This window comes from Aureibaculum luteum, assembly GCF_003449015.1.
In the GTDB taxonomy this organism is placed as follows: Bacteria; Bacteroidota; Bacteroidia; order Flavobacteriales; family Flavobacteriaceae; genus Aureibaculum; species Aureibaculum luteum.
In genome coordinates this window covers 133,720-160,213 of the sequence record NZ_QRGD01000001.1, presented here as the reverse complement: position 1 = coordinate 160,213, position 26,494 = coordinate 133,720, and the positions used below count along the sequence as shown (strand labels likewise).

The 26,494-nt window shown below is 32.6% G+C and carries 38 protein-coding genes; 32 read left to right on the top strand and 6 right to left on the bottom strand.

Annotation, left to right across the window (positions count from 1 at the left end):
- Positions 1–53: 53 nt before the first annotated feature.
- The 6 genes from rlmB to D3P13_RS00810 all read right to left on the bottom strand — a co-directional run bounded on the left by rlmB (position 54) and on the right by D3P13_RS00810 (position 9,211).
- Positions 54–788 carry a 23S rRNA (guanosine(2251)-2'-O)-methyltransferase RlmB gene (gene rlmB / locus D3P13_RS00835; protein WP_117879406.1) on the bottom strand — a complete coding sequence of 245 codons (735 nt, stop codon included), beginning with the start codon at positions 786–788 and terminating at the stop codon, positions 54–56.
- 80 nt (positions 789–868) lie between these two features.
- Positions 869–1,519: a hypothetical protein gene (locus D3P13_RS00830; protein ID WP_117879405.1), complete on the bottom strand. Its 651-nt coding sequence runs from the start codon at positions 1,517–1,519 to the stop codon at positions 869–871.
- A gap of 387 nt (positions 1,520–1,906) precedes the next feature.
- Positions 1,907–2,755: a hypothetical protein gene (locus D3P13_RS00825; protein WP_157972792.1), complete on the bottom strand. Its 849-nt coding sequence runs from the start codon at positions 2,753–2,755 to the stop codon at positions 1,907–1,909.
- Between the two features lie 20 nt (positions 2,756–2,775).
- Positions 2,776–4,269: a SusD/RagB family nutrient-binding outer membrane lipoprotein gene (locus D3P13_RS00820; RefSeq protein ID WP_232829107.1), complete on the bottom strand. Its 1,494-nt coding sequence runs from the start codon at positions 4,267–4,269 to the stop codon at positions 2,776–2,778.
- A gap of 13 nt (positions 4,270–4,282) precedes the next feature.
- On the bottom strand, positions 4,283–7,372 hold the full coding sequence (locus D3P13_RS00815) for a SusC/RagA family TonB-linked outer membrane protein (protein WP_117879403.1): 3,090 nt from the start codon (positions 7,370–7,372) through the stop codon (positions 4,283–4,285).
- Between the two features lie 159 nt (positions 7,373–7,531).
- Positions 7,532–9,211, bottom strand: coding sequence for a ShlB/FhaC/HecB family hemolysin secretion/activation protein (locus tag D3P13_RS00810; RefSeq protein ID WP_157972791.1), 1,680 nt, complete (start codon positions 9,209–9,211; stop codon positions 7,532–7,534).
- A gap of 171 nt (positions 9,212–9,382) precedes the next feature.
- Here D3P13_RS00810 and rpsL point away from each other — a divergent pair, with 171 nt between their 5' ends.
- The 32 genes from rpsL to rplQ all read left to right on the top strand — a co-directional run bounded on the left by rpsL (position 9,383) and on the right by rplQ (position 26,488).
- Entirely contained in the window at positions 9,383–9,757 is a 375-nt protein-coding gene (gene rpsL, locus D3P13_RS00805) for a 30S ribosomal protein S12 (protein WP_117879401.1), read from the top strand.
- Positions 9,758–9,782: 25 nt separating this feature from the next.
- Positions 9,783–10,259 carry a 30S ribosomal protein S7 gene (gene rpsG / locus D3P13_RS00800; RefSeq protein ID WP_117879400.1) on the top strand — a complete coding sequence of 159 codons (477 nt, stop codon included), beginning with the start codon at positions 9,783–9,785 and terminating at the stop codon, positions 10,257–10,259.
- A 3-nt stretch (positions 10,260–10,262) separates the two neighbouring features.
- Complete coding sequence (gene fusA / locus D3P13_RS00795; RefSeq protein WP_117879399.1) at positions 10,263–12,386, top strand: elongation factor G; 2,124 nt, start codon at positions 10,263–10,265, stop codon at positions 12,384–12,386.
- Between the two features lie 18 nt (positions 12,387–12,404).
- On the top strand, positions 12,405–12,710 hold the full coding sequence (rpsJ, locus tag D3P13_RS00790; protein ID WP_117879398.1) for a 30S ribosomal protein S10: 306 nt from the start codon (positions 12,405–12,407) through the stop codon (positions 12,708–12,710).
- Between the two features lie 152 nt (positions 12,711–12,862).
- On the top strand, positions 12,863–13,480 hold the full coding sequence (gene rplC, locus D3P13_RS00785) for a 50S ribosomal protein L3 (RefSeq protein ID WP_117879397.1): 618 nt from the start codon (positions 12,863–12,865) through the stop codon (positions 13,478–13,480).
- Positions 13,480–14,109: a 50S ribosomal protein L4 gene (rplD, locus tag D3P13_RS00780; protein WP_117879396.1), complete on the top strand. Its 630-nt coding sequence runs from the start codon at positions 13,480–13,482 to the stop codon at positions 14,107–14,109. The genes rplC and rplD overlap by 1 nt, the downstream gene beginning before the upstream one ends.
- Before the next feature lie 4 nt (positions 14,110–14,113).
- Entirely contained in the window at positions 14,114–14,404 is a 291-nt protein-coding gene (rplW, locus tag D3P13_RS00775) for a 50S ribosomal protein L23 (protein ID WP_117879395.1), read from the top strand.
- Between the two features lie 11 nt (positions 14,405–14,415).
- Entirely contained in the window at positions 14,416–15,240 is an 825-nt protein-coding gene (gene rplB, locus D3P13_RS00770) for a 50S ribosomal protein L2 (protein WP_117879394.1), read from the top strand.
- A gap of 9 nt (positions 15,241–15,249) precedes the next feature.
- Positions 15,250–15,528 carry a 30S ribosomal protein S19 gene (rpsS, locus tag D3P13_RS00765; RefSeq protein ID WP_117879393.1) on the top strand — a complete coding sequence of 93 codons (279 nt, stop codon included), beginning with the start codon at positions 15,250–15,252 and terminating at the stop codon, positions 15,526–15,528.
- A 3-nt stretch (positions 15,529–15,531) separates the two neighbouring features.
- Positions 15,532–15,942 carry a 50S ribosomal protein L22 gene (gene rplV / locus D3P13_RS00760; RefSeq protein ID WP_117879392.1) on the top strand — a complete coding sequence of 137 codons (411 nt, stop codon included), beginning with the start codon at positions 15,532–15,534 and terminating at the stop codon, positions 15,940–15,942.
- A 5-nt stretch (positions 15,943–15,947) separates the two neighbouring features.
- Positions 15,948–16,664: a 30S ribosomal protein S3 gene (gene rpsC / locus D3P13_RS00755; protein WP_117879391.1), complete on the top strand. Its 717-nt coding sequence runs from the start codon at positions 15,948–15,950 to the stop codon at positions 16,662–16,664.
- 19 nt (positions 16,665–16,683) lie between these two features.
- Positions 16,684–17,118 (top strand): 50S ribosomal protein L16, encoded by a 435-nt coding sequence (rplP, locus tag D3P13_RS00750; protein ID WP_117879390.1) that lies wholly within the window; start codon positions 16,684–16,686, stop codon positions 17,116–17,118.
- A gap of 11 nt (positions 17,119–17,129) precedes the next feature.
- Entirely contained in the window at positions 17,130–17,321 is a 192-nt protein-coding gene (rpmC, locus tag D3P13_RS00745; protein WP_117879389.1) for a 50S ribosomal protein L29, read from the top strand.
- Positions 17,322–17,340: 19 nt separating this feature from the next.
- A complete protein-coding gene (gene rpsQ / locus D3P13_RS00740; protein WP_117879388.1) occupies positions 17,341–17,598 on the top strand; it encodes a 30S ribosomal protein S17 in 258 nt (85 codons plus the stop codon).
- A gap of 2 nt (positions 17,599–17,600) precedes the next feature.
- The gene (gene rplN / locus D3P13_RS00735; protein WP_117879387.1) at positions 17,601–17,969 is read left to right on the top strand and encodes a 50S ribosomal protein L14; all 369 of its coding nucleotides are present in this window, start codon (positions 17,601–17,603) and stop codon (positions 17,967–17,969) included.
- Positions 17,970–17,980: 11 nt separating this feature from the next.
- Positions 17,981–18,289: a 50S ribosomal protein L24 gene (rplX, locus tag D3P13_RS00730; protein WP_117879386.1), complete on the top strand. Its 309-nt coding sequence runs from the start codon at positions 17,981–17,983 to the stop codon at positions 18,287–18,289.
- Between the two features lie 2 nt (positions 18,290–18,291).
- Entirely contained in the window at positions 18,292–18,843 is a 552-nt protein-coding gene (gene rplE / locus D3P13_RS00725) for a 50S ribosomal protein L5 (RefSeq protein WP_117879385.1), read from the top strand.
- A 3-nt stretch (positions 18,844–18,846) separates the two neighbouring features.
- A complete protein-coding gene (rpsN, locus tag D3P13_RS00720; RefSeq protein ID WP_117879384.1) occupies positions 18,847–19,116 on the top strand; it encodes a 30S ribosomal protein S14 in 270 nt (89 codons plus the stop codon).
- A gap of 62 nt (positions 19,117–19,178) precedes the next feature.
- A complete protein-coding gene (gene rpsH / locus D3P13_RS00715) occupies positions 19,179–19,577 on the top strand; it encodes a 30S ribosomal protein S8 (protein ID WP_117879383.1) in 399 nt (132 codons plus the stop codon).
- 13 nt (positions 19,578–19,590) lie between these two features.
- Positions 19,591–20,133, top strand: a complete 543-nt coding sequence (rplF, locus tag D3P13_RS00710) for a 50S ribosomal protein L6 (protein WP_117879382.1) — start codon at positions 19,591–19,593, stop codon at positions 20,131–20,133.
- A gap of 12 nt (positions 20,134–20,145) precedes the next feature.
- A complete protein-coding gene (rplR, locus tag D3P13_RS00705) occupies positions 20,146–20,499 on the top strand; it encodes a 50S ribosomal protein L18 (protein ID WP_117879381.1) in 354 nt (117 codons plus the stop codon).
- A 9-nt stretch (positions 20,500–20,508) separates the two neighbouring features.
- Positions 20,509–21,033 (top strand): 30S ribosomal protein S5, encoded by a 525-nt coding sequence (gene rpsE, locus D3P13_RS00700; protein ID WP_117879380.1) that lies wholly within the window; start codon positions 20,509–20,511, stop codon positions 21,031–21,033.
- Positions 21,034–21,045: 12 nt separating this feature from the next.
- Positions 21,046–21,228: a 50S ribosomal protein L30 gene (rpmD, locus tag D3P13_RS00695; RefSeq protein WP_117879379.1), complete on the top strand. Its 183-nt coding sequence runs from the start codon at positions 21,046–21,048 to the stop codon at positions 21,226–21,228.
- Positions 21,229–21,237: 9 nt separating this feature from the next.
- Positions 21,238–21,690, top strand: a complete 453-nt coding sequence (gene rplO, locus D3P13_RS00690) for a 50S ribosomal protein L15 (protein ID WP_117879378.1) — start codon at positions 21,238–21,240, stop codon at positions 21,688–21,690.
- A 7-nt stretch (positions 21,691–21,697) separates the two neighbouring features.
- The gene (secY, locus tag D3P13_RS00685) at positions 21,698–23,035 is read left to right on the top strand and encodes a preprotein translocase subunit SecY (RefSeq protein WP_117879377.1); all 1,338 of its coding nucleotides are present in this window, start codon (positions 21,698–21,700) and stop codon (positions 23,033–23,035) included.
- Position 23,036: 1 nt separating this feature from the next.
- Entirely contained in the window at positions 23,037–23,252 is a 216-nt protein-coding gene (gene infA, locus D3P13_RS00680; RefSeq protein WP_117879376.1) for a translation initiation factor IF-1, read from the top strand.
- Between the two features lie 10 nt (positions 23,253–23,262).
- Entirely contained in the window at positions 23,263–23,379 is a 117-nt protein-coding gene (ykgO, locus tag D3P13_RS00675) for a type B 50S ribosomal protein L36 (protein ID WP_013305171.1), read from the top strand.
- Between the two features lie 2 nt (positions 23,380–23,381).
- Positions 23,382–23,756: a 30S ribosomal protein S13 gene (gene rpsM / locus D3P13_RS00670; protein WP_117879375.1), complete on the top strand. Its 375-nt coding sequence runs from the start codon at positions 23,382–23,384 to the stop codon at positions 23,754–23,756.
- A gap of 69 nt (positions 23,757–23,825) precedes the next feature.
- Positions 23,826–24,221: a 30S ribosomal protein S11 gene (rpsK, locus tag D3P13_RS00665; RefSeq protein ID WP_117879374.1), complete on the top strand. Its 396-nt coding sequence runs from the start codon at positions 23,826–23,828 to the stop codon at positions 24,219–24,221.
- A gap of 143 nt (positions 24,222–24,364) precedes the next feature.
- Positions 24,365–24,970: a 30S ribosomal protein S4 gene (gene rpsD / locus D3P13_RS00660; protein ID WP_117879373.1), complete on the top strand. Its 606-nt coding sequence runs from the start codon at positions 24,365–24,367 to the stop codon at positions 24,968–24,970.
- 21 nt (positions 24,971–24,991) lie between these two features.
- Entirely contained in the window at positions 24,992–25,984 is a 993-nt protein-coding gene (locus D3P13_RS00655) for a DNA-directed RNA polymerase subunit alpha (protein WP_117879372.1), read from the top strand.
- Positions 25,985–25,996: 12 nt separating this feature from the next.
- The gene (gene rplQ, locus D3P13_RS00650) at positions 25,997–26,488 is read left to right on the top strand and encodes a 50S ribosomal protein L17 (RefSeq protein WP_117879371.1); all 492 of its coding nucleotides are present in this window, start codon (positions 25,997–25,999) and stop codon (positions 26,486–26,488) included.
- Positions 26,489–26,494 lie beyond the last annotated feature (6 nt).

Here is a 26,494-nt window from a genome sequence, read left to right as displayed (position 1 = left end):
ACCAGTGGCAGTTGATAGGTTTTTAGTACTGCCAGCTGAAGACTACTTCTGTGTTAACTTCTCCTTTGTCTTACCACTTCATATAAGGCCACTCCGCACGCTACAGATACGTTTAGAGATGCGATATCACCAAGTAATGGTAATTTAGCTGTAGCATCAGCTATTTTAAGAATTGCTGGTGAAATACCTTTGTGTTCTGAACCCATTATTAATGCAGTGGGCTTGTTAAATTCAACCTCATACAGTGTGGTGTCTGTTTTTTCAGTAATACCAACAATTTGTATGCCTTCTCCTTGTAAGTGATATATAGCATCTAACAAATGATTGACTTTACAAATAGGAATTTTAAAAGCTGCACCTGCTGATGTTTTGATAGCATCTGCATTTAGTGGAGCACTTCCCTGATTTGGTATTATAATAGCATCTACACCCGTACATTCTGCTGTCCTTAATATGGCACCAAAATTTCTAACGTCGGTAATTTGATCTAATAATAAATATAACGGATTTTCTTTCTGGTTGTTTACAATAATGTCTTCTAAACTATAGAAATCAATAGCAGAAATTTTTCCAACAACACCTTGGTGGTTTTGATTCTTTGAAAGATGGTTTAATTTTTCAATGGGTACATAACTTGAAGAAATGTTATGTTGTTTTATAAGCGTGTTTAATTCAGAAAATAAATGACCGCTTAGACCTTTCTGAATATATACTTTTTCCATAGATTGGCCAGCATTTATTGCTTCAATAATTGCTCTTATGCCAAAGATGTTAGAGGTTTCTTTCATTTAGCAAAGGTATGTAATTTGGACATAAAAAAACCATCTCTAAAGATGGTTTTATAATTATTATATTCAGTTAGATGAAACTAGTTTTCAAAATGTTCAAATATTTTTACAATATCTCTTTCTTTAGAATAGGAGAGCTTATGATCTTTTACATATTTTGAAACTTGGTCTTTTTTAGTATTCACGTGTTGAAGAATATCTTTTTTTCTCAATTTAATTCCCGATAATTTACCATTATTGATTAGAAAATAGTCATTCTCTATTTCATATTTTCCGGGGCCAATCACTGTATTTGTAATTTTATGTTTTTCAGGAACAACTTTTAATGAATAACTTTTTAAAAGATAACCATCATTTATTGTAGCCAAATTTTCATAAAATTTATTATTAATTTGAATGAATGTCCTATTATTCATAACCACCTTATTTACATTGTAAAAAGTAAAAATGGAGTCTTTTGACATTTTAGAAGCAAAAGTGGAATTTTGAATGTTGAAATTAATATTTTGAATATCTAATTGTTTATCATTGTCTAGATATATAGTTGCTGAATTATTCCAATCATTAAATAATAATGGGCTTCCTTCGACACCATCACTATTATTTAAGTTTGCATCTACGGTGCCAATACTACCATAAGCATTTGTCGTAGAGCTATAATTAACCCGTGTTTGTGCAATTATGGTGCTACATGTTAAAATTAAGCCTAATACTAGAACAAGTTTTTTCATATTTTTTTTATTTTAAGTAAATTTAACTATTTTATTTAAAATAGTTATTCACGTAGTTAGTTGATTTTAAATTTACACAATAATTATGCCAATGTGTTAATAAAAAAGTGTTTTTGAAATTTGTTCTAAAATTGCTTTAGATAGGTCAATTGTTTGTAAAGAAATTACTAACAAAATCGATTTACTGTTGTAAATACTCTCATGTAAATTACTAAAATGAATATCAATCATAATTAATGTTTATTATCTAGATAAAACCTTAAAATTGAAATACTTTATATTATGCTACCTTTATCAAACCATCATAAAAATCAGGTAATTTAAGAGCATAAAAAAACCGTTTTTTTCAATATTGAAAAAAACGGTTTTTACATTTATTTTAATAAACTATTGTTTGGTCATAGTGATAACTCTTGATCCACCAAAACAACCAATGCTTACACAACGCTTATATTCTAAATTTAAAGAATAATCACATGAATTATAAGTAGATTGTTCAGCAGTAAGTGTTGTTGCCCAAACCCATCCATAAGTTGAATTATCATATAGATACGCTTCGTTCTCTTCACTTATATACGTCATTGTAGGATTTGTTACATCTGTGCTTAATAATACAAGAACCTCATCGTCACCATATCCATCTGTATTTGTAATAAGTAGTGAATTTGGCACTGGACCTAATTCAACCGTAGAAACAAGTGGTGCAGCAAAGCGAGTATTAACCGAAGTATAGACTCCTACAAACCCACTTAAATCTAATTCACAAACACCTTGTAATTTAATACTCGTTAAATTACTTTCCGATACTCCTTCTGTAGAAGTATCAATCTTTAACACAAGAGTTTTTGCATCAAAAGGATCTAAATTAGAAGTCAATACTTCAATTTGAGCATTGGTTGATAATTGTCCCGCAGGTATAGTGAAAGACGTTGTAGGCAAATTAAACTCTGTACCAGCCGTTGCTGTCGAACTTGGGTCAGCACTTATTGTTACTTCAACAGGTCTATTAATTGGTTGATTATCTCCACCAATGATAGAAATTGAAACATCATAAGTTTGCGTTGTACCATCTTGTATAAAGTTGGCAGTTGTATTTTGACTATCAAATTCAGCCAGAATTGGTCCATTGCCAAAATCCGTTATATAGTCATCAATTATGGCATCACATGAACTCAACATTATACTACCAAGTACAAATACGAGTACAAATTTTAGATTATTTTTTATGTTTTTCATTTTATTTATTTTATAGGTTTTTATCTCCAAAAAGGATCACTTGTAAATACAGCATCAGCAGTTTGTGTAGGTACATTATCTCTATTTCTTGCTAACTCAGAAGCAGGGTAAAGTAATCTTACTGGACGCTTTCCATTTGCTTCACTAGGAATTGGTAAGCCAGAAGGATAACCAGTTCTAGTTAAGTCAATCCAAGACTCAATAGATGAAGTACCATTTAAGGCAATCCATTTTTGGGTCATAATAGCCTCAATTTTATTTGTTGAAGATCCCCAAGCGATATTGTTCACTGGTTGAGCATAATAGGTTTGTGCTTCAGTTACAGCATCAGGTACTTCCAAAAAGATAAAAGACTCTTCAATTGCAGCTTCGTACAATGCTTCAGCATCACCGACCAAATAACCTCTTTGTACAGCTTCTGCTTGAACAAATAAACTTTCAGCAAGAGACATAATAACTTGATCTTGTTCTGAACTTTTTAATAAACCAGGGCCTACTTTAGCTAAATCAGTAGAAGTAAAACCTGTACCAGGTAAAAGGGATGTCTGAACAGCTCCTTTATAATTACCTCCAGTTGAAGATGGCTTGTATAATCTTTCTAACCTTGGATCATTATTATTTGTTAAGTAATCAATAGCATATTTTGCAGCCACAGTATAATCACCTCTATCTGTTTCAGTAAGTGTTACTGCATTAACGAAATAATCGTAAAATGGACTTTGTTTATCATCAGCATTAATATAACCAGGATTTGAAGAAATATCTTGAGTAATGTATCCCGCACCGTTAGCATCAATAGATGCAATTTGGCTTGTGATATAAGCGTCTTGTCCTGTGTTACTTAATCTTACTAACATTCTTAACTTGATTGAATTTGCAAATTGTGCCCATTCATCCATATGTCCACCTAAAATAATATCTTGAGTTCCAGGATCTTCAGAGTTAGCTGGTAAGTTCAATGCTAAGTTAGCTGCCATTGTTAATGAATCAATAACTGATTTATAAACTGTCTCAGCATCATCATACTTTGGAGTTGTATTATCTCCACGTAAGTTAGCTTCTGTATAAGGTATGTCACCATATAAGTCTACCAGTAATTGATACTGAAAACCTTTTATAATTTGTGACATGGCTCTATAACCACTATAATCTACAGCACCAGTTGGATCTGTATAGTTTTCAACATAGCTCAAATCTTTGAAAATTGAAACATAAGAAGTTTCAAATACATTCGTAAAATCAGAATTCGTAAAATTATATCTAGAATAGATCTGATTAGCTGACCAGTTAGATGGAGTTGCCCAATTAACAACTAACATATTTCCTAAGTAGGTCATGGTTCTTGCATTCAATGCAGCAAAATTATCTTGTGCTACTGGCAAAGTTAAACTAGGTGTCGAAATTGACGGATCATTAGGATTATCATTGACATCCAAGAAATCACTACAACCCACACTCAATATTGCAATGGATAACAGCAATAAAATTGATTTTTTCATTTGTATTGTTTTCATATTGTTAATTTTTTTAGAATGTTATAGTAAGGTTCATACCATACTGTCTCGTAGGTGCTGCTTGAGCTTGTGTACCTATACCAACTGCGTTACCTGTTGTAAAGTTAAATTCAGGATCAGTATAAACATTGTCTTTAGGTCTTAGCGTTATTAAATTTCTACCAAAAATCCCTAATGACAAGTCTTGAATACCAATAGTCTCTAGAAAGTCTCTATCAAAACTATAAGATAATAACACTTCTCTTAATTTTAAGGTAGTTGCATCAGTAACATAATTTTCATCTACTTCACCATATGCATCCCAAAAATCATTACCACCACCAGTTGTTAATCTGTTGTTATTCGCTACATATACAGGGTCAGCTGCAGTACCCGTATTATAAGATGAGTTAGGGAACACAAAAGGTTGTCTACCTGAAGTTACACTATGTTGTGTTAAACCAGTAAACTCTAAAGCTCTTACAATGTCATTGAAAAATACGTGACCAGTTCTATAATCTGCTACCGCATAAAAACTAAAGTTTTTATATCTAATAGTAGTGTTTACACCTAAAATATAGTCAGGTGTTGTTTTACCTTGAATTTTAAGTTCTGCACTTTGTAAAGGGTCTCCATCCGCACCAACTATTATTCTACCTTGAGGATCTCTTTCATAAGCACTTGTTCTAATTTGAGGATAAGGTTCACCAACTTTAGCTATAATTTGAGCAGAAGTAAATCCTCCAATGTTCAATTCATCAACTCCATCAGCAATTGAAATTACTTCAGACTTAATCGTTGAAAAGTTTACGCCTAAATCCCATGCAAAGTCTTCTGTCTTTAAGATCTTACCATTTAAATCAATTTCTAAACCAAGATTTTGAATTTCACCTACATTTACCAAAGCACTTGATGCTCCTGATGCAAATGAAGTATTAACGGGTACAATTTGATCTGTAGAATTAGATTTGTAAACAGTAATATTAGCATTCAATCTACTTCTAAATAATCCAAATTCAACACCACCTTCAAGTGAAGTTGTAAACTCAGGACTTAAATCAGGAGAAGGAACACGACTAGATTGAGTTAAACCTACAGTAGAACCGTATGGGAAACTAGTTGGTGCTGAAAAAGTACCAGCTGTTGCATATGCCCCTGGATCGTTACCTGTTTTAGTTAAGTTTGCACTTAATTTCAAATAGCTCAATCCTTTGTCTGATCTTAAATTTTCAAAGGCATCAGTTGCAATAAATGACACCCCAGTACCATAGTAGAAAAACGATCTGTTATCTTCAGGTAATGTAGAAGACCAATCATTTCTACCAGTAGCACTCAAGAAAAGATAATCTTTAAAACCTAAAGTTAAATCTCCATAAACACCAAGTTTTCTATATTTAGTAGAAAATTCACCTCCTGTTAATTCACCTGTTCTAGTTGAAACATTGTAAAAATCAGGAATAATTAAATTATTACCAGCAACATCAACACCTTTAGAATCTTGTATTCTTATATTTTGACCTACTGTTAATTGTAAATTAAAAGAGTCAGAAAGATCTTTATCAAATTTTAAAAGAAAATCTGTATTCGTTCTACTTGAGTTCGTTAAAAAATCATTTGTAGAGGCTCCATATTCATCCATTTCTGAATAAGTATTAGCTAAGTGGAAAGCGTAAGTATACGCTCCGAATTTTCTTTTAGAAGAGCTCGAAGTTGCTGTATAACCTAAGTTAAGAGAAGCAGTAAGCCAATCTGTAATTTTATAATCAGCAAATGCTAAAACATTAAACTCACTAAAATCTGAAGTTTCTCTTTGTGTATCTATTATAAAATAAGGGTTTTCATAAAAACGAAACCATGATACTTCATTTCTAGTAAATTTACCTGTTCTCCAATTTTTCATTTGATCTAACGGTAAATGAAGTGGCGTGTTAATTACATTCCAGTATACTGGTCTGCCTTGACGTCCACCTTGTGAACTAACAGTGTTAGTATGTGATCTGTAGAAAGCTAAATTACCACCAACACTTAATTTATTATAAGTTCTACTTCCTTTCAATCTGAAGTTAGTTCTGTTATATGCATCTTTTGGTATGGTACCAGTTACGTTAGTTTGATCAATAGACATCAAGAATGAGCTATCATCATCACCACCAGAAACAGAAACACCATGTCTAGTTGTTGTACCAGTAGAAAAGAAATTTTCGTTTCTATTTTTAATTGGTGTAAAAGGTACTTGCCAAACTTCACCATTATCTAAAGTTTCACTAGCATCAACTAATCTTCCATCATAACGAGGACCCCAGTTTACATTTTCTAATGGGTATAATGTGCCATCAGGAAAACCACCTGCACCAAATTCATCTTGAACATCTGGTAAATACGACACATTCTCTGCTTGATATGTACCTGAATAGGTAACTTTTAATTTACCTTTACCTCTTTTTGTAGTCACTAAAACTACACCATTTGCAGCTTCAGAACCGTAAAGTGCAGCAGCATTGGCACCTTTTAAAACACTAACATTATCAATGTCATTTGGATTTATTCTATCCAATACCCCTCTAGAAGAAGGAAAACCATCAACAACAATTAACGCCTCATTATTACCTAATAAAGATCTATTACCCCTTAAAACAACTCTAGTACTAGGATTAACCCCATTATTAGTTGTGTTAATTTGTAAACCTGAAACTTTACCTACCATTGCAGTAGCAACGTTTACAGACTTAGTTTGAGTAATATCTTCACTTTTTAAATTAGATACTGAGTAAGAAAGTTCTTTAGGCTTTCTTTCTATACCTAATGCAGTAACAATTACTTCTTCTAGTACATTATCGGCTTCTAATACTACGTTAATAGTATTCAATGCTCCAACTTTAATTTCTTTTGAAGTCATACCGATAAAACTAAATTTAAGCACATCTCCTGTACTCGCTTTGATGGAATAATTACCATCAAAATCTGTTTCAGTACCTGTTGTAGTTCCTTTAATAATTATACTTACACCTGGTAACGGTCCTGATTCGTCGGTAACCGTACCCGTGACATTTTTTTCTTGTGCAAACGTTAGTTGCACCATAAACGCTAGTAATAGCGTTAAAAATCCATTAAACTTTGTTTTCATGTTTATTTTTATTTGAATTAATTGTCGCAAAAATGATAAAATTATGTTAATAAAAAAAGTTTTTTAACTAAAAAAGTTAACATAATGTTAAGGCATCACTAAGAATCTGTTAGTCATATCGGCTTAATGGTGCATTTTCTACAAAATGCTCCTCATTATTTAGAAAAAATTAATAATCTTTAAATGAAAGCGGGAATTATTTAATTCAATGGCCTGATTTGAATTACCTCCAATGGCGTAACTCAAATTGATTAATCCTAATTTACTTGTAAAAGCATACCCTAGACCCAAAGCGTACAATTGTGAAGTTTGCTTGTTGTTATTGATATAACCTAAATCAGTAATTGAATATAAGTAGGAGCCATTGTTGGTTGAGTATCTATATTCAAAATTAAAAGTACTATAAGATGATGCAAATATACTTTCTTCGTCAAACCCTCTTATACTATTTGAACCTCCAATTCTGAAAAGTTCATTGTTGTAAAGGTTTTTAGAGTTGATTAAACCGCTTTGGTTTTGTATAAAAATATAATTTTTAAGGTTTAAGCTCCATAAGAAGTTGCTTTTTAAATGAATCTTATTTTGATTGTCTTTTGTGATGCCATTTCTTTTACCGGCAAGAGCTTCTATAATTAAATTGAATTTTGTTTTGAATATATTATGATTAAGTGGTATGCTGTAATTATAGTTTAGACCAAAAAATAGGTTTGAATAATCTTCAATGTTGCTGTTAATGTATGATAATAAATTTAATGAGCTTTCTGATTGTAACATAAATCCAATAGAATTTCTGTAGTCAATTTGATAAGGTAGGGCAAATTTAAATAAGGTGTTGACAAAGGAAGAATCTTGTTTATATATATTTAGAGCCAGATATGGAGATAGCTTCGAGTTGAACACATAGGGTAAAGAAATGTCAAGATTAAATACTTGTCTATCATTACCATTATTTTTCCAGGTTAGATTTAAATTTTCACCCGAATTGAAAAGGTTGTTTAATGATAGATCTAAATAACCGTTAAGAGAAAGTCCTTTCCCAGTTTCTTTGGAAGTGAAGCCAATTAATCCGTCAAATTTGTTTGCATTCTCTTTTTTTAAATTTAAATAAACGATTGTTGAGTCTTTTGTGAAAAGAACTTCAGAAGGTTTTAGTTCAGAAACAAATGGAATGAAATTAATTGCAGATGAAGCTTTATCAATTTTTTGTTTACTAAACACTGTATTTTTTTCTATTCCTAGTTTATGAATAAGAAAAGGTTTTGGGAAATTACTATAGCCATTTATAATTACTTTATCTATTTTTCTAGCAGTAGATTTCTTGATGTATAAATGTGATTCAATTAACGTGTCATTTTTAATGGTGATGTTTTTTAAAGACACCTCAGAAAATGATTTGCCTTCTTTTTCAAGTGTATTGGTAATGGTTTGTAAAGCATTTGTTAATTTTAATGGTTGCACTTCAAAAAAATTAGAAGTTACTTTTTCAGAAATACCAATGAGTTGAAAGGGGGTAAATTTATTATTATCAAAATAAATGCGAATAATTTTAATTTGATTTTTGAGATTAAAATAGGCCGTATAGCTACTATCGTTTTTTATTAGGCTATCAATGTTATGGTTTATAAAGCCAGATTTTTCAATTTCTTTTTTTATGGAATCTAAAGTTGTAAATATTGATTTTTCCGTAAAATGACGTTTTTTGTAATGTATATTCCGTAAAAACAATGTTGAAGTGCTGTCAATGGCAGAAATATTCAATACTGTTTTTTGACCATGACAATGATTAAAAAATAGGATTAAAAAGAGTATATATATATATGGAGTAAATTTCTGTTTCAAATCGGTTCAAAATTAGTTTAAAACTGTTAAAAATGGACTTATTTGAAAATGTTTTTAAAATGATGATAAATTTTAGGCAACACCTGTTTGTAGAAACAGAAATTATTTATACATTTGCACACTCTTAAAAAAGAGGTTTATTTTTAATAAGTAAAATAACAATTAATTTATATGCCAACTATACAGCAATTAGTACGCAAGGGAAGAACCCAAATAACTAAGAAGAACAAATCGGCTGCATTAAATTCTTGTCCACAAAGAAGAGGCGTATGTACACGTGTTTACACTACTACACCAAAAAAACCAAATTCTGCTATGCGTAAAGTAGCAAGGGTAAGGTTGACTAATGGTAATGAGGTGAATGCATACATACCTGGTGAAGGACATAATTTACAAGAGCACTCGATAGTATTAGTTAGAGGAGGAAGAGTAAAAGATTTGCCTGGGGTAAAATATCACGTAGTTCGTGGTGCTTTAGATACTGCAGGAGTTGAAGGACGAACACAAAGACGTTCTAAATACGGAACTAAACGTCCTAAGAAATAATTTTAACGCTTTAATGTAAGAAGTAATGAGAAAAAGAAGTGCAAAGAAAAGACATTTGTTGCCAGATCCAAGATTTCAAGATCAGCTGGTAACTCGTTTTGTAAATAATTTAATGAAGGACGGTAAAAAGTCAGTAGCGTTTAAAGTTTTTTATGATGCGATGGATATCGTTGAAGAGAAAAAACAAGACGAAGAGAAAACATCTTTAGAAGTTTGGAAAGAAGCGTTATCTAACGTTATGCCACATGTTGAAGTAAGAAGTAGAAGAGTAGGTGGTGCAACATTTCAAATACCAATGCAAATTAGACCAGATAGAAAAGTTTCTATGGCTATGAAATGGATGATTTCATATTCTAGAAAACGTAATGAAAAATCTATGGCTCAACGTTTAGCAAATGAAGTTTTAGCTGCAGCTAAAGAGGAAGGTGCGGCAGTTAAGAAAAGAACTGATGTGCATAAAATGGCTGAAGCTAATAAAGCGTTTTCACACTTTAGATTTTAAGAAATGGCGAGAGATTTAAAATATACAAGGAATATAGGTATTGCCGCTCATATTGATGCGGGGAAAACAACAACTACAGAACGTGTTTTGTTTTACACTGGTGTTTCTCACAAAATTGGTGAGGTACATGATGGTGCAGCAACAATGGACTGGATGGAGCAAGAGCAAGAAAGAGGTATTACAATTACCTCTGCTGCAACTACTTGTGAATGGGTTTTTCCACGTTTGAATGGTGAACCAACTCCTGAATCAAAAAGTTATCACTGTAATATTATTGATACTCCTGGTCACGTTGATTTTACTGTAGAGGTAAATCGTTCGTTGAGAGTACTTGATGGATTGGTGTTCTTGTTTTCAGCAGTTGATGGTGTTGAGCCACAATCTGAAACAAACTGGAGATTAGCTGATAATTATAAAGTGCCAAGAATTGGATTCGTTAATAAAATGGATCGTCAAGGCTCAGACTTTATGATGGTTAACAGACAGGTTAAAGAAATGTTAGGTTCTAATGCAGTTCCTATCGTTTTACCTATTGGTGAAGAAGGAGATTTTAAAGGAGTAGTTGATCTAGTTAAGAACAGAGCAATTATTTGGCATGAGGAAAATATGGGTGCTACTTTTGATGTAGTTGATATTCCTGAGGAATTAAAAGAAGATGCAAGAAAACATAGAGCTTTATTGATTGAAGAAGTTGCTAGTTATGATGAGAACTTATTAGAAAAGTTCATGGAAGATGAAGATTCAATTACTGAAGATGAAGTACATGCTGCACTAAGAGCTGCAGTTATGGATATGGCAATTATACCAATGATATGTGGTTCGGCATTTAAAAATAAAGGAGTTCAATTCTTATTAGATGCTGTTTGTCGTTATTTACCTTCACCTTTGGATAAAGATGCTATTATAGGTACTGATCCAGATACAGGTGAAAAAATATCAAGAAAACCAGATGTAAAAGAGCCATTTGCTGCGTTGGCTTTTAAAATTGCAACGGATCCTTTTGTAGGGCGTTTAGCATTTTTTAGAGCATATTCAGGGCATTTAGATGCTGGTTCATATGTGTTAAACAATCGTTCTGGTAAAAAAGAACGTATTTCACGTATCTATCAAATGCATGCTAATAAACAAAATGCAATTGATTATATTGAAGCTGGTGATATAGGTGCTGCTGTAGGTTTTAAAAGTATTAAAACTGGTGATACATTATCAGATGAGAAACATCCTATTGTATTAGAATCAATGGATTTTCCTGATCCAGTAATTGGTATCGCAGTTGAGCCAAAAACAAAGGTTGATGTTGATAAACTTGGAGTTGCTTTAGGTAAATTAGCCGAAGAAGATCCAACATTTACAGTGAGAACTGATGAAGCTTCTGGACAAACCATTATTTCTGGTATGGGAGAACTTCACTTAGATATTATTGTTGATAGATTACGTCGTGAATTTAAAGTAGAGGTAGATCAAGGTGAGCCTCAAGTAGAGTATAAAGAAGCATTAACAAAAAGTGCGGAAACTAGAGAAGTTTATAAAAAACAATCTGGTGGACGTGGTAAGTTTGCTGACATTGTATTTGAAATGGGCCCTGTTGATGAAGATTTTGTAGGTGAAGGTTTACAATTTGAAGATAAAATTAAAGGTGGGCGTATCCCGAAAGAATTTATTCCTTCGGTAGAAAAAGGTTTTACTGCAGCAATGAAAAACGGACCTTTAGCTGGTTATGAGATGGATACAATGAAAATTACATTGACAGACGGTTCTTTTCACCCTGTAGATTCTGATGCTCTTTCTTTTGAATTAGCAGCAAAAATGGGTTATAAATCTGCGGCTAAGGCGGCAGGGGCAGTAATTATGGAGCCTATAATGAAAATGGAAGTGCTTACACCAGAAGAGAACATGGGTGATATTGTAGGTGACTTAAATAGAAGAAGAGGTCAGGTAGTAAGTATGTCAGATAGAGCAGGTGCAAAAGTGATTAAAGGAACAGTACCATTATCAGAAATGTTTGGTTATGTTACTTCTTTAAGAACATTGTCATCAGGTAGAGCAACATCGACAATGGAGTTTTCACATTATGAAGCAACTCCATCTAATATTTCTGCTGAAGTAATTAAAAAAGCACAAGGTTAATTTACTAAATAGACAAAGATGAGTCAAAAAATTAGAATAAAATTAAAATCTTACGATCATAATTTAGTAGATAAATCTGCTGAGAAAATCGTAAAAACAGTTAAGAGTACAGGTGCTGTTATTAATGGACCTATTCCATTGCCAACACACAAGAAAATATTTACAGTATTAAGATCACCGCACGTAAATAAAAAATCTAGAGAGCAATTTCAATTAAGTTCTTATAAAAGATTGTTAGATATTTACAGTTCATCATCAAAAACAATTGATGCTTTAATGAAGCTAGAATTGCCAAGTGGTGTTGAAGTAGAGATTAAAGTATAATTATTAAGGGATACAATTTATTTGTATCTCAACATGTCCTAAGCGGTTGACGAAGGAAAAACGGAAAAAATACATTCAGGGTTGAATTATTTTTGACCCTATTTTTTTGAAAAAAAAGTAAGTAAATAATAATTAATTAATAAATAAGTAAAATGTCTGGGTTAATAGGAAGAAAAATTGGAATGACCAGTATTTTTGATGACAACGGGAAAAATATTCCTTGTACTGTTATTGAAGCAGGTCCGTGTGTAGTTACCCAAGTCAGAACCAAAGAAGTTGACGGCTATGAAGCCTTACAACTAGGTTTCGATGACAAAGCAGAAAAGCAGACAACTAAAGCGTTAAAAGGACACTTTAAGAAAGCTGGAACAACTGCCAAAAGTCGCGTTGCTGAATTTCAAGGTTTTGATGAGGAGTACAAATTAGGTGATTCAATCACTGTAGAACACTTTAAAGAAGGTGAATTTGTTGATGTTGCAGGTACCTCTAAAGGTAAAGGCTTTCAAGGGGTTGTGAAACGTCATGGCTTTGCTGGTGTTGGTCAAGCAACTCACGGTCAACATAACCGTCTAAGAGCTCCTGGTTCTATAGGTGCAGCATCTTATCCTGCAAGAGTATTTAAGGGTATGAGAATGGCTGGTAGAATGGGTGGTGATAAAGTGAAAGTTCAAAATTTAAGAGTTTTAAAAGTAATAGCTGAAAAGAATCTTATCGTAGTTAAAGGAGCTATTCCTGGTCATAAAAACGCTTACATAACTATTCAGAAATAATGAAAGTAGAAGTTATAGATATCAACGGGAAAAATACTGGAAGAAAAGTTGAGCTTTCAGATGCGATTTTTGCAATAGAACCAAATAAGCATGCTGTTTATTTAGATGTTAAGCAATTTTTAGCAAATCAGAGACAAGGTACTCACAAAGCGAAAGAAAGAGCTGAGATAAAAGGTAGTACTAGAAAGATAAAGAAACAAAAAGGTACAGGTACAGCACGTGCAGGTTCTATTAAATCTCCTGTTTTTAGAGGTGGTGGTAGAATTTTTGGACCTAGACCTAGAAGTTATAGTTTTAAATTGAATAAAGGTTTAAAACGATTAGCTAGACAATCAGCACTATCAATCAAAGCAAAAGACAACAATATTGTGGTTGTAGAGAACTTTGAATTTGATGCTCCAAAAACGAAAAATTTTACAAATGTTTTAAATGCTTTAGAGCTTAATAACAAAAAAACGTTGTTTGTGTTGGATGCTTCAAATAAAAATGTATATTTGTCCTCTCGCAATTTAAAAGGCACTAGCGTTGTAAACGCTTCATCATTAAGCACTTACGGGATGCTTAACGCAAATAAAATTGTTCTTACGGAAGGAAGTATAGGAGAAATTGAATCAAATCTTAGCAAGTAATAGCATGAGCATTTTAATAAAACCAATTATTACGGAGAAAGCAAACGAACTGAGTGAATTACATAATAGATTCACGTTTGAAGTTGATAAGCGTGCAAATAAGATAGAGATAAAGAATGCTGTTGAGAGCACTTATGGTGTTTCAGTTAGTAAAGTTAGAACTTTGACTTATCCGGTAAAACGTAATACAAAATTTACCAAAAAAGGAGTTGTAACAGGTAAAATAGGAGCTTATAAAAAAGCTATTATTGAATTAGCTGACGGAGATAGCATAGATTTTTATAGCAATATTTAAGACGAAAAAAGATGTCATTAAGAAAATTAAAACCAGTAACTCCAGGTCAACGTCATAAGGTATTAAATACTTTTGAAACGTTAACTACTGACAAACCTGAAAAGAGTTTGTTAGCACCGAAAAAAAGATCTGGTGGTAGAAATAGTGGAGGAAAAATGACCATGCGATATTTAGGTGGTGGTCATAAAAAAAGATACCGTATTGTCGATTTTAAAAGAGAGAAAGACGGTATACCAGCTACAGTAAAGTCTATAGAGTACGATCCTAATCGTACTGCTTATATCGCTTTACTAAATTATGCTGATGGTGAAAAAAGATATGTAATTGCTCAAGCTGGATTACAGGTTGGACAAACAGTATTATCTGGAGAGAAGGCTACGCCAGAAGTTGGTAATGCAAAAATCTTAAAAGATTTACCATTAGGTACAATAATTTCTTGTATTGAATTACATCCTGGTCAAGGAGCAGTTATTGCTCGTAGTGCAGGTTCTTTTGCTCAGTTAATTGCAAGAGAAGGAAAATATGGAACAATCAAAATGCCTTCTAGTGAAGTAAGATTAATTTTACTTACATGTAAAGCAACTATTGGTGTTGTTTCTAATTCAGATCATCAATTGGAAGTGTCTGGTAAAGCAGGTAGATCAAGATGGCAAGGTAGAAGACCAAGAACTAGACCAGTAGTTATGAATCCAGTAGATCATCCAATGGGTGGTGGTGAAGGTAAATCTTCAGGTGGACATCCAAGATCTAGAAACGGTATTCCTGCAAAAGGATTTAAAACACGTTCTAAGACGAAAGCGAGTAATAAGTATATCGTAGAACGTAGAAAAAAATAAGAGAAAGATATGGCACGTTCATTAAAAAAAGGACCTTACGTTTTCCATAAATTGGAAAAGAAAGTACAAACTAATATAGATTCTGGAAAAAAATCTGTAATCAAAACATGGTCAAGAGCCTCAATGATTACACCTGACTTTGTTGGACAAACAATTGGAGTTCACAATGGTCGTCAATTTGTACCAGTATATATTACTGAAAACATGGTAGGTCATAAATTAGGAGAATTTTCACCAACACGTTCATTTAGAGGACATGGAGGTACGAAAAATAAAGGTAAAAGATAAGCAATGGGAGTTCGAAAAAAATTAAGAGCACAGCAGCTTAAAGAAGATCGCAAAACTAAATTTTTTGCAAAGTTAAATGGTTGTCCAACTTCGCCAAGAAAAATGCGATTAGTAGCTGATCAGATAAGAGGTGTTGAAGTTGAAAAGGCATTAGCTCTTTTGAAATTCAGTCCAAAGGCAGCTTCACGTGATTTAGAGAAGTTGACTTTGTCTGCAATAGCAAATTGGCAAGCAAAAAATGAAGATGCAAATATCGAGGATGCTGGATTATTTGTAAAAGAAATTTATGTTGATAGTGCAGCAATGTTAAAGAGATTAAGACCGGCTCCACAAGGGCGTGCACATAGAATAAGAAAACGTTCTAATCATGTTACTATGATATTAGGAGAAAAAAATAATACAAGCAATTCGTAAATAGTATGGGACAAAAAACTAATCCAATAGGAAATCGTTTAGGAATTATCAGAGGATGGGAATCTAACTGGTATGGTGGAAATGACTACGGCGATAAGCTTGCAGAAGATTATAAAATTAGAGAGTACGTACACACTAGATTAGCTAAAGCAAGTGTTGCTAGAGTAATTATAGAACGTACACTTAAATTGATAACGATAACAATTACTACGGCTCGTCCGGGAATTATTATTGGAAAAGGTGGTCAAGAAGTTGATAAGTTAAAAGAAGAACTTAAAAAGATTACTGGTAAAGAAGTACAGATAAATATATTTGAAATTAAACGTCCTGAATTAGATGCTTTTTTAGTAGCAACTAGTATTGCACGTCAAATAGAAAATAGAATATCTTATAGAAGAGCAATTAAAATGGCGATTGCTGCAACTATTAGAATGAATGCTGAAGGTATTAAGGTACAAATTTCAGGTCGTTTAAATGGAGCAGAGATGGCACGTTCAGAATCTTATAAAGAGGGAAGAATACCTCTTTCTACATTTAGAGCTGATATTGATTATGCTTTAGTAGAGTCTCATACTACTTATGGAAGAATAGGTGTTAAAGTGTGGATTATGAAAGGTGAAGTATATGGTAAGAGAGAATTGTCTCCTTTAGTAGGCTTGTCTAAGAAACAAGGTAAAGGTGGTCAAAAAGGTGGAGGAAGAAAGCCTCAAAGAAGAAAATAATTTTTTAAAGTTTTAAGAAATGTTACAACCAAAAAGAACGAAATATCGTAAAGTACAGAAGGCTAAAGGGAACATGAAAGGGAATGCCCAAAGGGGTCATAGACTTTCAAACGGTATGTTCGGTATAAAATCTTTAGATCAAGACCTACTTACATCACGTCAGATTGAGGCAGCTCGTATTGCAGCAACGCGTTATATGAAAAGACAAGGAAGTATTTGGATTAAAATATTTCCAGACAAACCTATTACGAAAAAACCTTTAGAGGTACGTATGGGTAAAGGTAAAGGTGCTCCAGAATATTTTGTAGCTGTGGTAAAACCAGGTAGAATTTTATTCGAAATAGGAGGTGTATCAATCGAAGTTGCTAAAGAAGCACTAAGATTAGCAGCACAGAAATTACCTGTAAGAACAAAATTTATAATCGCAAGAGATTACGAGGAAAACGAGGCCTAAAAGCATAAGAGATGAAACAATCAGAAATTAAAGAATTAGCTGTAGCAGATATACAGGAAAAATTGGCAGGAGTAAAAAAGAACTATTCAGATCTTAAAATGGCACATGCTATATCTCCACTTGAGAATCCAATTCAACTGAAAGATTTAAGAAAGACAGTTGCAAGATTAGCCACAGAATTAACTAAAAGAGAAGTACAGTAATTGTATTCGTATTTACAAGATGGAAAAAAGAAATCTTAGAAAAGAAAGAATAGGAGTTGTTTCAAGTAACAAAATGGAGAAATCTATTGTTGTTAATGAAGTTTCAAAAGCAAAACACCCTATGTACGGAAAGTTCGTTATTAAGACGAAGAAATATGTTGCACATGACGAAAAAAACGACTGCAATGAGGGGGATACTGTAAAGATCATGGAAACAAGACCTTTAAGTAAAACCAAACGTTGGAGATTAGTAGAAATCTTAGAAAGAGCTAAATAATTATGTTACAACAAGAATCAAGATTAAAAGTAGCTGACAATACCGGTGCAAAAGAAGTGTTGGTAATAAGAGTTTTAGGCGGAACAAAAAGGCGTTACGCATCTGTTGGCGATAAAATTGTAGTGTCGGTAAAACATGCTACACCTAACGGCACAGTTAAGAAAGGACAAGTTTCTAGAGCGGTTGTGGTACGAACAAAAAAAGAAGTACGTCGTAAAGATGGTTCTTATATAAGATTTGATGATAATGCATGTGTATTATTAACTCCAACTGAAGAGATGAGAGGTACTCGTGTTTTTGGACCAGTGGCTAGAGAACTTCGTGAAAAACAATTCATGAAAATTGTATCACTAGCACCTGAAGTGCTTTAAAATTATAGATGATGATAAAGATCAAACTAAAAACAGGAGATACTGTTAGAGTAACAACTGGAGAAGATAAAGGTAAAGAAGGAAAAATTGTAAAAATTCTTAAAGATAAGAACAAAGCAGTTGTAGAGGGTGTTAATATGGTATCTAAACATACTAAACCTAGTGCTCAAAATCCTCAAGGTGGAATTTCAAAATTTGAAGCTCCTATCCAAATATCTAACATTATGTTAGTAGAAAATGGCAATACCACTAGAGTGGGATATAAAATTGAGGGCGACAAAAAAGTAAGATTCTCTAAAAAATCAAAAGAAATTATTTAGTTATGGCATACGTACCTAGACTTAAAGAAGAATATAATAGCAGAATTAAGGCTGCTTTAACCGAAGAGTTCGGCTATAAAAATATTATGCAAGTTCCTAAATTACAAAAAATTGTAATTAGTAAAGGTGTAGGTGCTGCAGTAGCTGATAAAAAGTTAATTGATTATGCTCTTGACGAAGTAACCAAAATATCTGGTCAAAAAGCAATAGCAACAATGTCTAAAAAAGATGTTGCATCGTTTAAATTACGTAAAGGAATGCCAATTGGTGTTAAAGTTACGTTACGTGGACAAAGAATGTACGAATTTTTAGATAGATTAGTAACAGCATCATTACCACGTGTAAGAGATTTTAGAGGTATAAAATCTACTGGTTTTGACGGAAGAGGTAATTACAATTTAGGAATTATTGAACAAATTATTTTTCCTGAGATTGATATTGATAAAGTGAATAAAATTAGTGGTATGGATATTACTTTTGTAACTTCTGCCGATACTGATAAAGAAGCAAAATCATTGTTAAACGAATTAGGTTTACCCTTTAAAAAAAATTAAGAAATGGCTAAAGAATCAATGAAAGCCCGTGAGGTAAAGAGAAGAAAAACAGTAGCTAAATATGCTGAGAGACGTAAAGCTTTAAAAGAAGCTGGCGATTTTGAAGGATTACAAAAGTTACCTAAAAATGCTTCACCTGTTCGATTACACAATCGTTGTAAATTAACAGGAAGACCTAAAGGGTATATGAGAACTTTCGGAGTTTCTCGTGTAACATTTCGTGAAATGGCTAATCAAGGTTTAATACCTGGTGTTAGAAAAGCGAGTTGGTAAAATTATAAATTGGTTTCAGGTTTAACATAAATGTTAAAAACCAAAACCGTAATTAAATATATATGTATACAGATCCTATTGCAGATTATTTAACAAGAATTAGAAATGCAGCTAATGCAGGACTAAGAGTTGTTGAAATACCAGCTTCTAACTTAAAGAAGGAAATGACTAAGATTTTATTTGATCAAGGTTATATCTTAAGTTATAAGTTTGAAGAAAATAAAGTTCAAGATTCAATTAAGATTGCTTTGAAATATGATAGTGTTTCAAAACAACCTGTAATTAAGAAAATTGAAAGAATTAGTAAACCAGGTTTACGTAAATATGTAAATACTTCTGATTTACCAAGAGTTTTAAACGGTCTTGGTATTGCGATAGTGTCAACCTCTAAAGGTGTGATGACTAACAAACAGGCCAAATTAGAAAATGTTGGTGGAGAAGTTTTATGTTACGTTTACTAATAAAGAATAAGAGATGTCAAGAATAGGAAATAATCCAGTGGCGATTCCAGAAGGAGTTACTATAGATGTTAAAGATAACATAGTTACCGTTAAAGGGAAATTAGGCGAATTAAAGCAAGGTTTTACTAACGTAACTATTAAAGTTGAAGACGGAAATATTTTAGTAACACGTCCTTCAGATAGTAAAGAAGATAAGGCAAAGCATGGTTTATACCGAGCTCTTATGTTTAATATGATTGAAGGTGTTTCTAAAGGTTGGTCAAAGGAGTTAGAATTAGTTGGTGTTGGTTATAGAGCTAGTCATCAAGGACAAAGGTTAGAGTTGGCTTTAGGATTTTCACATAATATTGTTTTAAATTTGGCTCCAGAGGTTAAAGTTGAAACGGTATCAGAAAAAGGTAAAAACCCAATTGTAAAATTAAGTTCTTTTGACAAACAGTTAGTAGGACAGGTAGCCGCTAAGATTCGTTCTTATCGTAAGCCAGAACCTTACAAAGGGAAAGGAATTAAATTTGTAGGAGAAGAATTAAGAAGAAAAGCAGGTAAATCTGCATAATAAATAGATATTATGGCATTATCAAAGCTTCAAAGAAGACAAAGAATTAAGCAAAGAATTAGAAAAATTGTTTCAGGTACTACTGAAAAGCCAAGGCTTTCAGTATTTAGAAGCAATAAAGAAATTGATGCTCAATTAATAGATGACATTACTGGTAACACAATGGTTGCAGTATCATCAAGAGATAAAGGAATTGCTGCTAAAGGCACAAAAATTGAAGTAGCTGCTGCAGTAGGTAAAGCATTGGCTGAAAAAGCGACAAAATCTGGAATAGAAGGTGTTGCTTTTGATAGAAATGGTTATTTATACCACGGTAGAGTAAAGGCTCTTGCGGATGGAGCAAGAGAAGCAGGATTAAAATTTTAATTAAGATTTATGTATCAAAAATACGGAAACGTTGAACACGTAAAACCAAGTGGATTAGATTTAAAAGATCATTTGGTTGGAGTACAAAGGGTTACTAAAGTAACAAAAGGTGGTAGAACATTTGGTTTTTCAGCAATTGTTGTTGTTGGTAATGAAAATGGTGTTGTAGGTCATGGTCTTGGAAAATCTAAGGATGTTGCCTCTGCTATTGCAAAAGCTATTGAAGACGCTAAGAAAAATTTAATAAGAATACCGATCATAAAACATACAATACCTCACGAACAAAAAGGTAAGTATGCTGGTGCAAAAGTATTTTTAAAACCTGCTACTCATGGTACTGGTGTAATTGCTGGTGGTGCTGTACGTATGGTATTAGAATCTGTTGGTGTACATGATGTATTATCAAAATCACAAGGTTCTTCAAATCCTCATAACGTGGTAAAAGCAACATTTGATGCTTTATTGCAAATGCGTGATGCAAATACTATTGCTAAAGAAAGAGGAATTTCTTTAAACAAAGTTTTTAACGGATAAAACTAAGAGGAGATGAAAAAAATTAAAGTAAAACAAGTACGTAGTCAAATCAGACGTCCTCAAGATCAAAAAAGAACTTTAGAGTCATTGGGTTTACGTAAATTGAATCAAGTTGTTGAGCATGATGCTTCACCAACGATTCTAGGTATGGTAAATAAAGTTAAACACTTAGTTTCTGTAGAGGAAGTTAAATAAGATAACGATATGGAATTAAACAACTTAAGACCTGCCAAAGGTGCAGTAAAAAGTAAAGCGAAAAGAATAGGTAGAGGTCAAGGATCTGGAAAAGGTGGTACAGCTACAAGAGGTCATAACGGTGCTAAATCTCGTTCTGGATATTCTAAGAAAATAGGATTTGAAGGTGGGCAAATGCCAATTCAACGTCGTTTACCTAAATTTGGATTCACCAACATTAACCGAAAAGAATACGCGGCTATAAATTTAGATACCTTACAAACTATGGTAGATAATGGTAGCATAAAAGATACGGTTACTTTTGAAATTCTAGTTAATAATGGAGTTGTTGGTAAAAATGACTTGGTTAAAATTTTAGGTAGAGGAGAATTAAAAGCGAAATTAGATATTACTGTACATAAATTTACTGCAACAGCAAAAGAAGCTATTGAAAAAGTAGGTGGAAAAGCAGTAACATTATAAGAAATAAATGAAAAAATTTATAAGTACCATACAAGATATTTGGAAAATTGAAGAGTTAAGAAACAAGATTATCTTAACACTTGGATTAATGGTTGTTTATCGTTTAGCTGCTCAAGTAACATTGCCAGGTATTGATGGAACTCAATTAACAAATCTTGCTAATAAGACTAGTGATAATAATTTATTAGGATTGTTAAATGCCTTTACTGGTGGAGCATTTGCTCAAGCTTCAGTAATGGCATTAGGTATTATGCCTTATATTTCTGCATCTATTGTGGTACAGTTGATGGGGATAGCAGTACCTTATTTGCAAAAATTACAGAAGGAAGGTGAAAGTGGTCGTAAAAAGATTAATCAAATTACACGTTGGTTAACCATTGGTATTTTACTATTACAAGCTCCTGCCTATATTGCAAGTTTACCAAGTTTAGGTATTCCTGAAACTGCGTTTTTATTAGGTAGAGGACCATTATTCTGGTTTTCGTCTATTCTTTTATTAACTACAGGTACTGTGTTTGCAATGTGGTTGGGTGAAAGAATTACTGATAAAGGTATTGGTAATGGTATTTCATTGTTAATTATGATTGGTATTATCGCACGATTACCGTCAACATTTATGCAGGAATTTACTTCTAGGGTTTCACAATCTAATGGAGGTTTATTAATGGTTTTAATTGAAGTAATACTTTGGTTGGTAGCTATTTTAGCATGTGTTTTCTTAGTCACCGCGGTTCGAAGAATAGCCGTGCAGTATGCGAGGCGTACAGTTGCAGGTAATGTAGAAGATGCTGCTGGTGCAAGACAATACATTCCATTGAAATTAAATTCATCTGGTGTTATGCCGATAATCTTTGCTCAAGCTTTAATGTTTGTGCCTCAATTATTATCAAGTGCAGAAAATAATACGTTGAAATCTATGGGTATTGCTTTTCAAGATATGTTTGGTTTTTGGTATAATGTAGTATTTGCGATTTTAATTATAATTTTCAGTTATTTTTATACGGCAATTACAATTCCTACCAATAAGATGGCAGATGATTTGAAAAGGAGTGGTGGCTTTTTACCAGGAATAAGACCAGGTAAAGAAACGGCTGACTATTTAGATACTATTTTATCAAGAATAACATTTCCAGGTTCAATATTTTTAGCTCTGTTGGCTATACTACCAGCTTTTATTGTAAAAGCAGGTGTGCAACCGGGTTGGGCTATATTTTATGGTGGTACATCATTATTAATTATGGTGGGTGTTGCTATAGATACAATACAACAAATAAATTCACATTTATTAAATCGTCATTATGATGGTTTAATGAAAACAGGAACTAATAGAAAATCAGTAGTATAATATGGCAAAACAACAAGCAATAGAGCAAGACGGAACAATAATTGAAGCATTGTCAAATGCAATGTTTCGCGTTGAGCTAGAAAATGGTCATATTGTAACCGCACACATTTCAGGTAAAATGCGTATGCACTACATTAAATTACTACCTGGAGATAAAGTAAAATTAGAAATGAGTCCTTATGATTTAACTAAGGCTCGAATAACTTACAGATACTAAAAATATAACGATGAAGGTAAGAGCATCAGTAAAAAAGAGAAGTGCCGACTGCAAAATAGTTCGCAGAAAAGGTAGATTATATGTAATCAATAAAAAGAATCCTAGATTTAAACAAAGACAAGGATAATTATGGCAAGAATAGCGGGTATAGATATACCAAAAAACAAAAGAGGAGTTATTTCATTAACTTACATCTATGGTGTTGGCAGAAATAGAGCAAAAGAAGTTTTAGCCAATGCAAAGGTAGATGAAAACACTAAAGTTCAAGATTGGACTGATGATGAAATCAGTAGAATTAGAGAACAAGTTGGTACTTACACTATAGAAGGTGAATTACGTTCTGAAACTCAAATGAACATTAAGCGTTTAATGGATATTGGATGTTACAGAGGTATTCGTCATAGATCAGGTTTACCATTAAGAGGTCAAAGAACTAAGAATAATTCTAGAACTAGAAAAGGTAAAAGAAAAACTGTTGCTAACAAAAAGAAAGCAACTAAATAATTTATAAGGGTTTGTGCTAGTAGTTATATTTTTAACTTACTTTGTACAATCTACTAATGACTATTAATTATGGCAAAAACAAGTTCAAAAGCGAGTTCAAAAAAACGTAAAGTTGTCGTTGATGCTATTGGTGAAGCTCACATTCAAGCTACATTCAATAATATCATAATTTCTTTAACGAATAAAAAAGGAGATGTTATTTCTTGGTCTTCTGCAGGTAAGCAAGGGTTTAGAGGTTCTAAAAAGAACACACCTTATGCTGCTCAAACTGCAGCTGAAGATTGTGCTAAAGTTGCACATGAAGCAGGATTGAGAAAAGTGAAAGTATATGTAAAAGGTCCAGGTAATGGTAGAGAATCTGCTATTAGAACCATACATAATGCTGGTATCGAAGTAACTGAAATAATTGATGTTACTCCATTACCTCACAACGGATGTCGTCCTCCTAAAAGACGTAGAGTATAAGTTGAATTAATATCAACTGCTCAAGTATAAAATACTGAATATAATTTAGTAACTGTTAATATAAATTTTAATCAATTAGAAGGAAATATAGATTATCGAAGGATAAGCCTTAATTCATAATCCCTTTTATAAAACAAAAAGAAATGGCAAGATATACAGGACCCAAAACTAAAATAGCTCGTAAATTTGGCGAGGCAATCTTCGGAGATGATAAATCATTCGAAAAGAGAAATTATCCTCCAGGACAACACGGTAATAACCGTCGTCGTGGTAAAAAATCTGAGTACGCTGTCCAGTTAATGGAAAAGCAGAAAGCAAAATACACTTACGGAATTTTAGAACGTCAGTTTAGAAATTTATTCGAAAAAGCATCTAGAAGTAGAGGTATTACGGGTGAGATTTTAATTCAATTATGTGAATCTCGTTTAGATAACGTTGTTTTCAGAATGGGTATTTCTCCTTCTCGTAGTGGAGCTCGTCAATTAGTTTCTCACAGACATATAACTGTTAATGGTGAATTAGTTAATATTCCTTCTTATTCTTTAAAAGCAGGTGATGTTATCGGAGTTAGAGAAAAATCTAAATCTTTAGTGGCTATTGAAAATTCATTAGCTAATAATAGTGCGGTATTTGAGTGGTTAAACTGGAATAGTGATACAATGCAAGGTACTTTTGTAACTGTACCAGAAAGAATTCAAATTCCAGAAAATATTAATGAACAATTTATTGTAGAATTATACTCTAAATAATTAAAGATAGTATTTGAACTTATGGCAATATTAAATTTTCAAAAACCCGATAAAGTAATAATGATCGAATCTACTGATTTTGAAGGTAGATTTGAATTCAGACCTTTAGAACCAGGTTATGGTTTAACAGTTGGTAATGCACTACGTAGAGTTTTATTATCTTCATTAGAAGGATACGCAATTACATCTTTAAGAATTGAAGGTGTTGAGCATGAATTTTCTACAGTAAAAGGTGTTGTAGAAGATGTTACTGAAATGATTTTGAACTTAAAACAAGTACGTTTTAAGCAACAAATTGAAGAAACTGAAAACGAAACGGTAACGGTAACAGTAACTGGTAAAGATCAGTTAACTGCTGGTGATTTTCAAAACTTTATTTCAGGTTTTCAAGTATTGAATCCTGATTTAGTTATCTGTAAAATGGAAAAATCAGTTAAACTTGATTTAGAATTTACAATAGAAAAAGGTAGAGGTTTTGTTTTATCTGAAGAGAATAAAAAAGCAAATGCTGCTTTAGGAACAATATTTACTGATGCTATTTTTACACCAATAAAAAATGTAAAATATGCAGTAGAGAACTTTCGTGTTGAGCAAAAGACAGATTATGAAAAATTAATCTTTGATATTGTTACTGACGGTTCTATAAACCCTAAAGATGCATTAACTGAAGCTGCAAAAATATTGATTCACCACTTTATGTTATTCTCTGATGAGCGTATTACTTTAGAGGCTGATGAAATTGCACAAACTGAGACTTATGATGAAGAATCACTTCACATGAGACAGTTGTTAAAAACTAGGTTGATTGATATGGATCTTTCAGTAAGAGCATTAAATTGTTTAAAAGCTGCTGAAGTAGATACTTTAGGTGATTTAGTATCATTCAATAAAAATGACTTAATGAAATTTAGAAACTTTGGTAAAAAATCATTAACTGAATTAGATGAGTTAGTGAATGTCAAAGGATTAACTTTTGGAATGGATTTAAGTAAATATAAGTTAGATAAAGAATAAGGATAGTAAGAGATGAGACACGGAAAGAAATTTAATCATTTAAGTAGAAAAACTGCTCATAGAAAAGCCATGTTAGCAAATATGGCATGTTCATTAATAGAGCATAAACGTATAAATACTACTGTTGCTAAAGCGAAAGCGGTAAGACAATTTGTGGAACCTTTAATCACAAAATCAAAAGCTGATACTACTCACAATAGAAGAATAGTTTTTGCTTATTTGAGACAAAAAGAGGCAGTAACAGAATTGTTTAGAGAAGTTGCTACTAAAGTAGCAGACAGACCAGGAGGTTATGTTAGAATTATCAAATTGGGTAACCGATTAGGTGATAATGCTGATATGGCTATGGTAGAATTGGTTGATTACAATACTACTTACAATCCTAATAGCAATAAGAAGAAAAATACTAGAAGAAGTAGAAGAGGTGGTAGCAAAGCTACTACAGCTGTACCTCCGGTTCCAGTTGCTGATAAAAAAGCTTCTAATTCAGAAGAGGAAGAATAGAATGTT

Coding starts and splice junctions, on each gene's coding strand:
- rlmB (WP_117879406.1), bottom strand. CDS start 788: ATGAAAGAAACCTCTAACATCTTTGGCATAAGAGCAATTATTGAAGCA.
- D3P13_RS00830 (WP_117879405.1), bottom strand. CDS start 1,519: ATGAAAAAACTTGTTCTAGTATTAGGCTTAATTTTAACATGTAGCACC.
- D3P13_RS00825 (WP_157972792.1), bottom strand. CDS start 2,755: ATGAAAAACATAAAAAATAATCTAAAATTTGTACTCGTATTTGTACTT.
- D3P13_RS00820 (WP_232829107.1), bottom strand. CDS start 4,269: ATGAAAACAATACAAATGAAAAAATCAATTTTATTGCTGTTATCCATT.
- D3P13_RS00815 (WP_117879403.1), bottom strand. CDS start 7,372: ATGAAAACAAAGTTTAATGGATTTTTAACGCTATTACTAGCGTTTATG.
- rpsL (WP_117879401.1), top strand. CDS start 9,383: ATGCCAACTATACAGCAATTAGTACGCAAGGGAAGAACCCAAATAACT.
- rpsG (WP_117879400.1), top strand. CDS start 9,783: ATGAGAAAAAGAAGTGCAAAGAAAAGACATTTGTTGCCAGATCCAAGA.
- fusA (WP_117879399.1), top strand. CDS start 10,263: ATGGCGAGAGATTTAAAATATACAAGGAATATAGGTATTGCCGCTCAT.
- rpsJ (WP_117879398.1), top strand. CDS start 12,405: ATGAGTCAAAAAATTAGAATAAAATTAAAATCTTACGATCATAATTTA.
- rplC (WP_117879397.1), top strand. CDS start 12,863: ATGTCTGGGTTAATAGGAAGAAAAATTGGAATGACCAGTATTTTTGAT.
- rplD (WP_117879396.1), top strand. CDS start 13,480: ATGAAAGTAGAAGTTATAGATATCAACGGGAAAAATACTGGAAGAAAA.
- rplW (WP_117879395.1), top strand. CDS start 14,114: ATGAGCATTTTAATAAAACCAATTATTACGGAGAAAGCAAACGAACTG.
- rplB (WP_117879394.1), top strand. CDS start 14,416: ATGTCATTAAGAAAATTAAAACCAGTAACTCCAGGTCAACGTCATAAG.
- rpsS (WP_117879393.1), top strand. CDS start 15,250: ATGGCACGTTCATTAAAAAAAGGACCTTACGTTTTCCATAAATTGGAA.
- rplV (WP_117879392.1), top strand. CDS start 15,532: ATGGGAGTTCGAAAAAAATTAAGAGCACAGCAGCTTAAAGAAGATCGC.
- rpsC (WP_117879391.1), top strand. CDS start 15,948: ATGGGACAAAAAACTAATCCAATAGGAAATCGTTTAGGAATTATCAGA.
- rplP (WP_117879390.1), top strand. CDS start 16,684: ATGTTACAACCAAAAAGAACGAAATATCGTAAAGTACAGAAGGCTAAA.
- rpmC (WP_117879389.1), top strand. CDS start 17,130: ATGAAACAATCAGAAATTAAAGAATTAGCTGTAGCAGATATACAGGAA.
- rpsQ (WP_117879388.1), top strand. CDS start 17,341: ATGGAAAAAAGAAATCTTAGAAAAGAAAGAATAGGAGTTGTTTCAAGT.
- rplN (WP_117879387.1), top strand. CDS start 17,601: ATGTTACAACAAGAATCAAGATTAAAAGTAGCTGACAATACCGGTGCA.
- rplX (WP_117879386.1), top strand. CDS start 17,981: ATGATAAAGATCAAACTAAAAACAGGAGATACTGTTAGAGTAACAACT.
- rplE (WP_117879385.1), top strand. CDS start 18,292: ATGGCATACGTACCTAGACTTAAAGAAGAATATAATAGCAGAATTAAG.
- rpsN (WP_117879384.1), top strand. CDS start 18,847: ATGGCTAAAGAATCAATGAAAGCCCGTGAGGTAAAGAGAAGAAAAACA.
- rpsH (WP_117879383.1), top strand. CDS start 19,179: ATGTATACAGATCCTATTGCAGATTATTTAACAAGAATTAGAAATGCA.
- rplF (WP_117879382.1), top strand. CDS start 19,591: ATGTCAAGAATAGGAAATAATCCAGTGGCGATTCCAGAAGGAGTTACT.
- rplR (WP_117879381.1), top strand. CDS start 20,146: ATGGCATTATCAAAGCTTCAAAGAAGACAAAGAATTAAGCAAAGAATT.
- rpsE (WP_117879380.1), top strand. CDS start 20,509: ATGTATCAAAAATACGGAAACGTTGAACACGTAAAACCAAGTGGATTA.
- rpmD (WP_117879379.1), top strand. CDS start 21,046: ATGAAAAAAATTAAAGTAAAACAAGTACGTAGTCAAATCAGACGTCCT.
- rplO (WP_117879378.1), top strand. CDS start 21,238: ATGGAATTAAACAACTTAAGACCTGCCAAAGGTGCAGTAAAAAGTAAA.
- secY (WP_117879377.1), top strand. CDS start 21,698: ATGAAAAAATTTATAAGTACCATACAAGATATTTGGAAAATTGAAGAG.
- infA (WP_117879376.1), top strand. CDS start 23,037: ATGGCAAAACAACAAGCAATAGAGCAAGACGGAACAATAATTGAAGCA.
- ykgO (WP_013305171.1), top strand. CDS start 23,263: ATGAAGGTAAGAGCATCAGTAAAAAAGAGAAGTGCCGACTGCAAAATA.
- rpsM (WP_117879375.1), top strand. CDS start 23,382: ATGGCAAGAATAGCGGGTATAGATATACCAAAAAACAAAAGAGGAGTT.
- rpsK (WP_117879374.1), top strand. CDS start 23,826: ATGGCAAAAACAAGTTCAAAAGCGAGTTCAAAAAAACGTAAAGTTGTC.
- rpsD (WP_117879373.1), top strand. CDS start 24,365: ATGGCAAGATATACAGGACCCAAAACTAAAATAGCTCGTAAATTTGGC.
- D3P13_RS00655 (WP_117879372.1), top strand. CDS start 24,992: ATGGCAATATTAAATTTTCAAAAACCCGATAAAGTAATAATGATCGAA.
- rplQ (WP_117879371.1), top strand. CDS start 25,997: ATGAGACACGGAAAGAAATTTAATCATTTAAGTAGAAAAACTGCTCAT.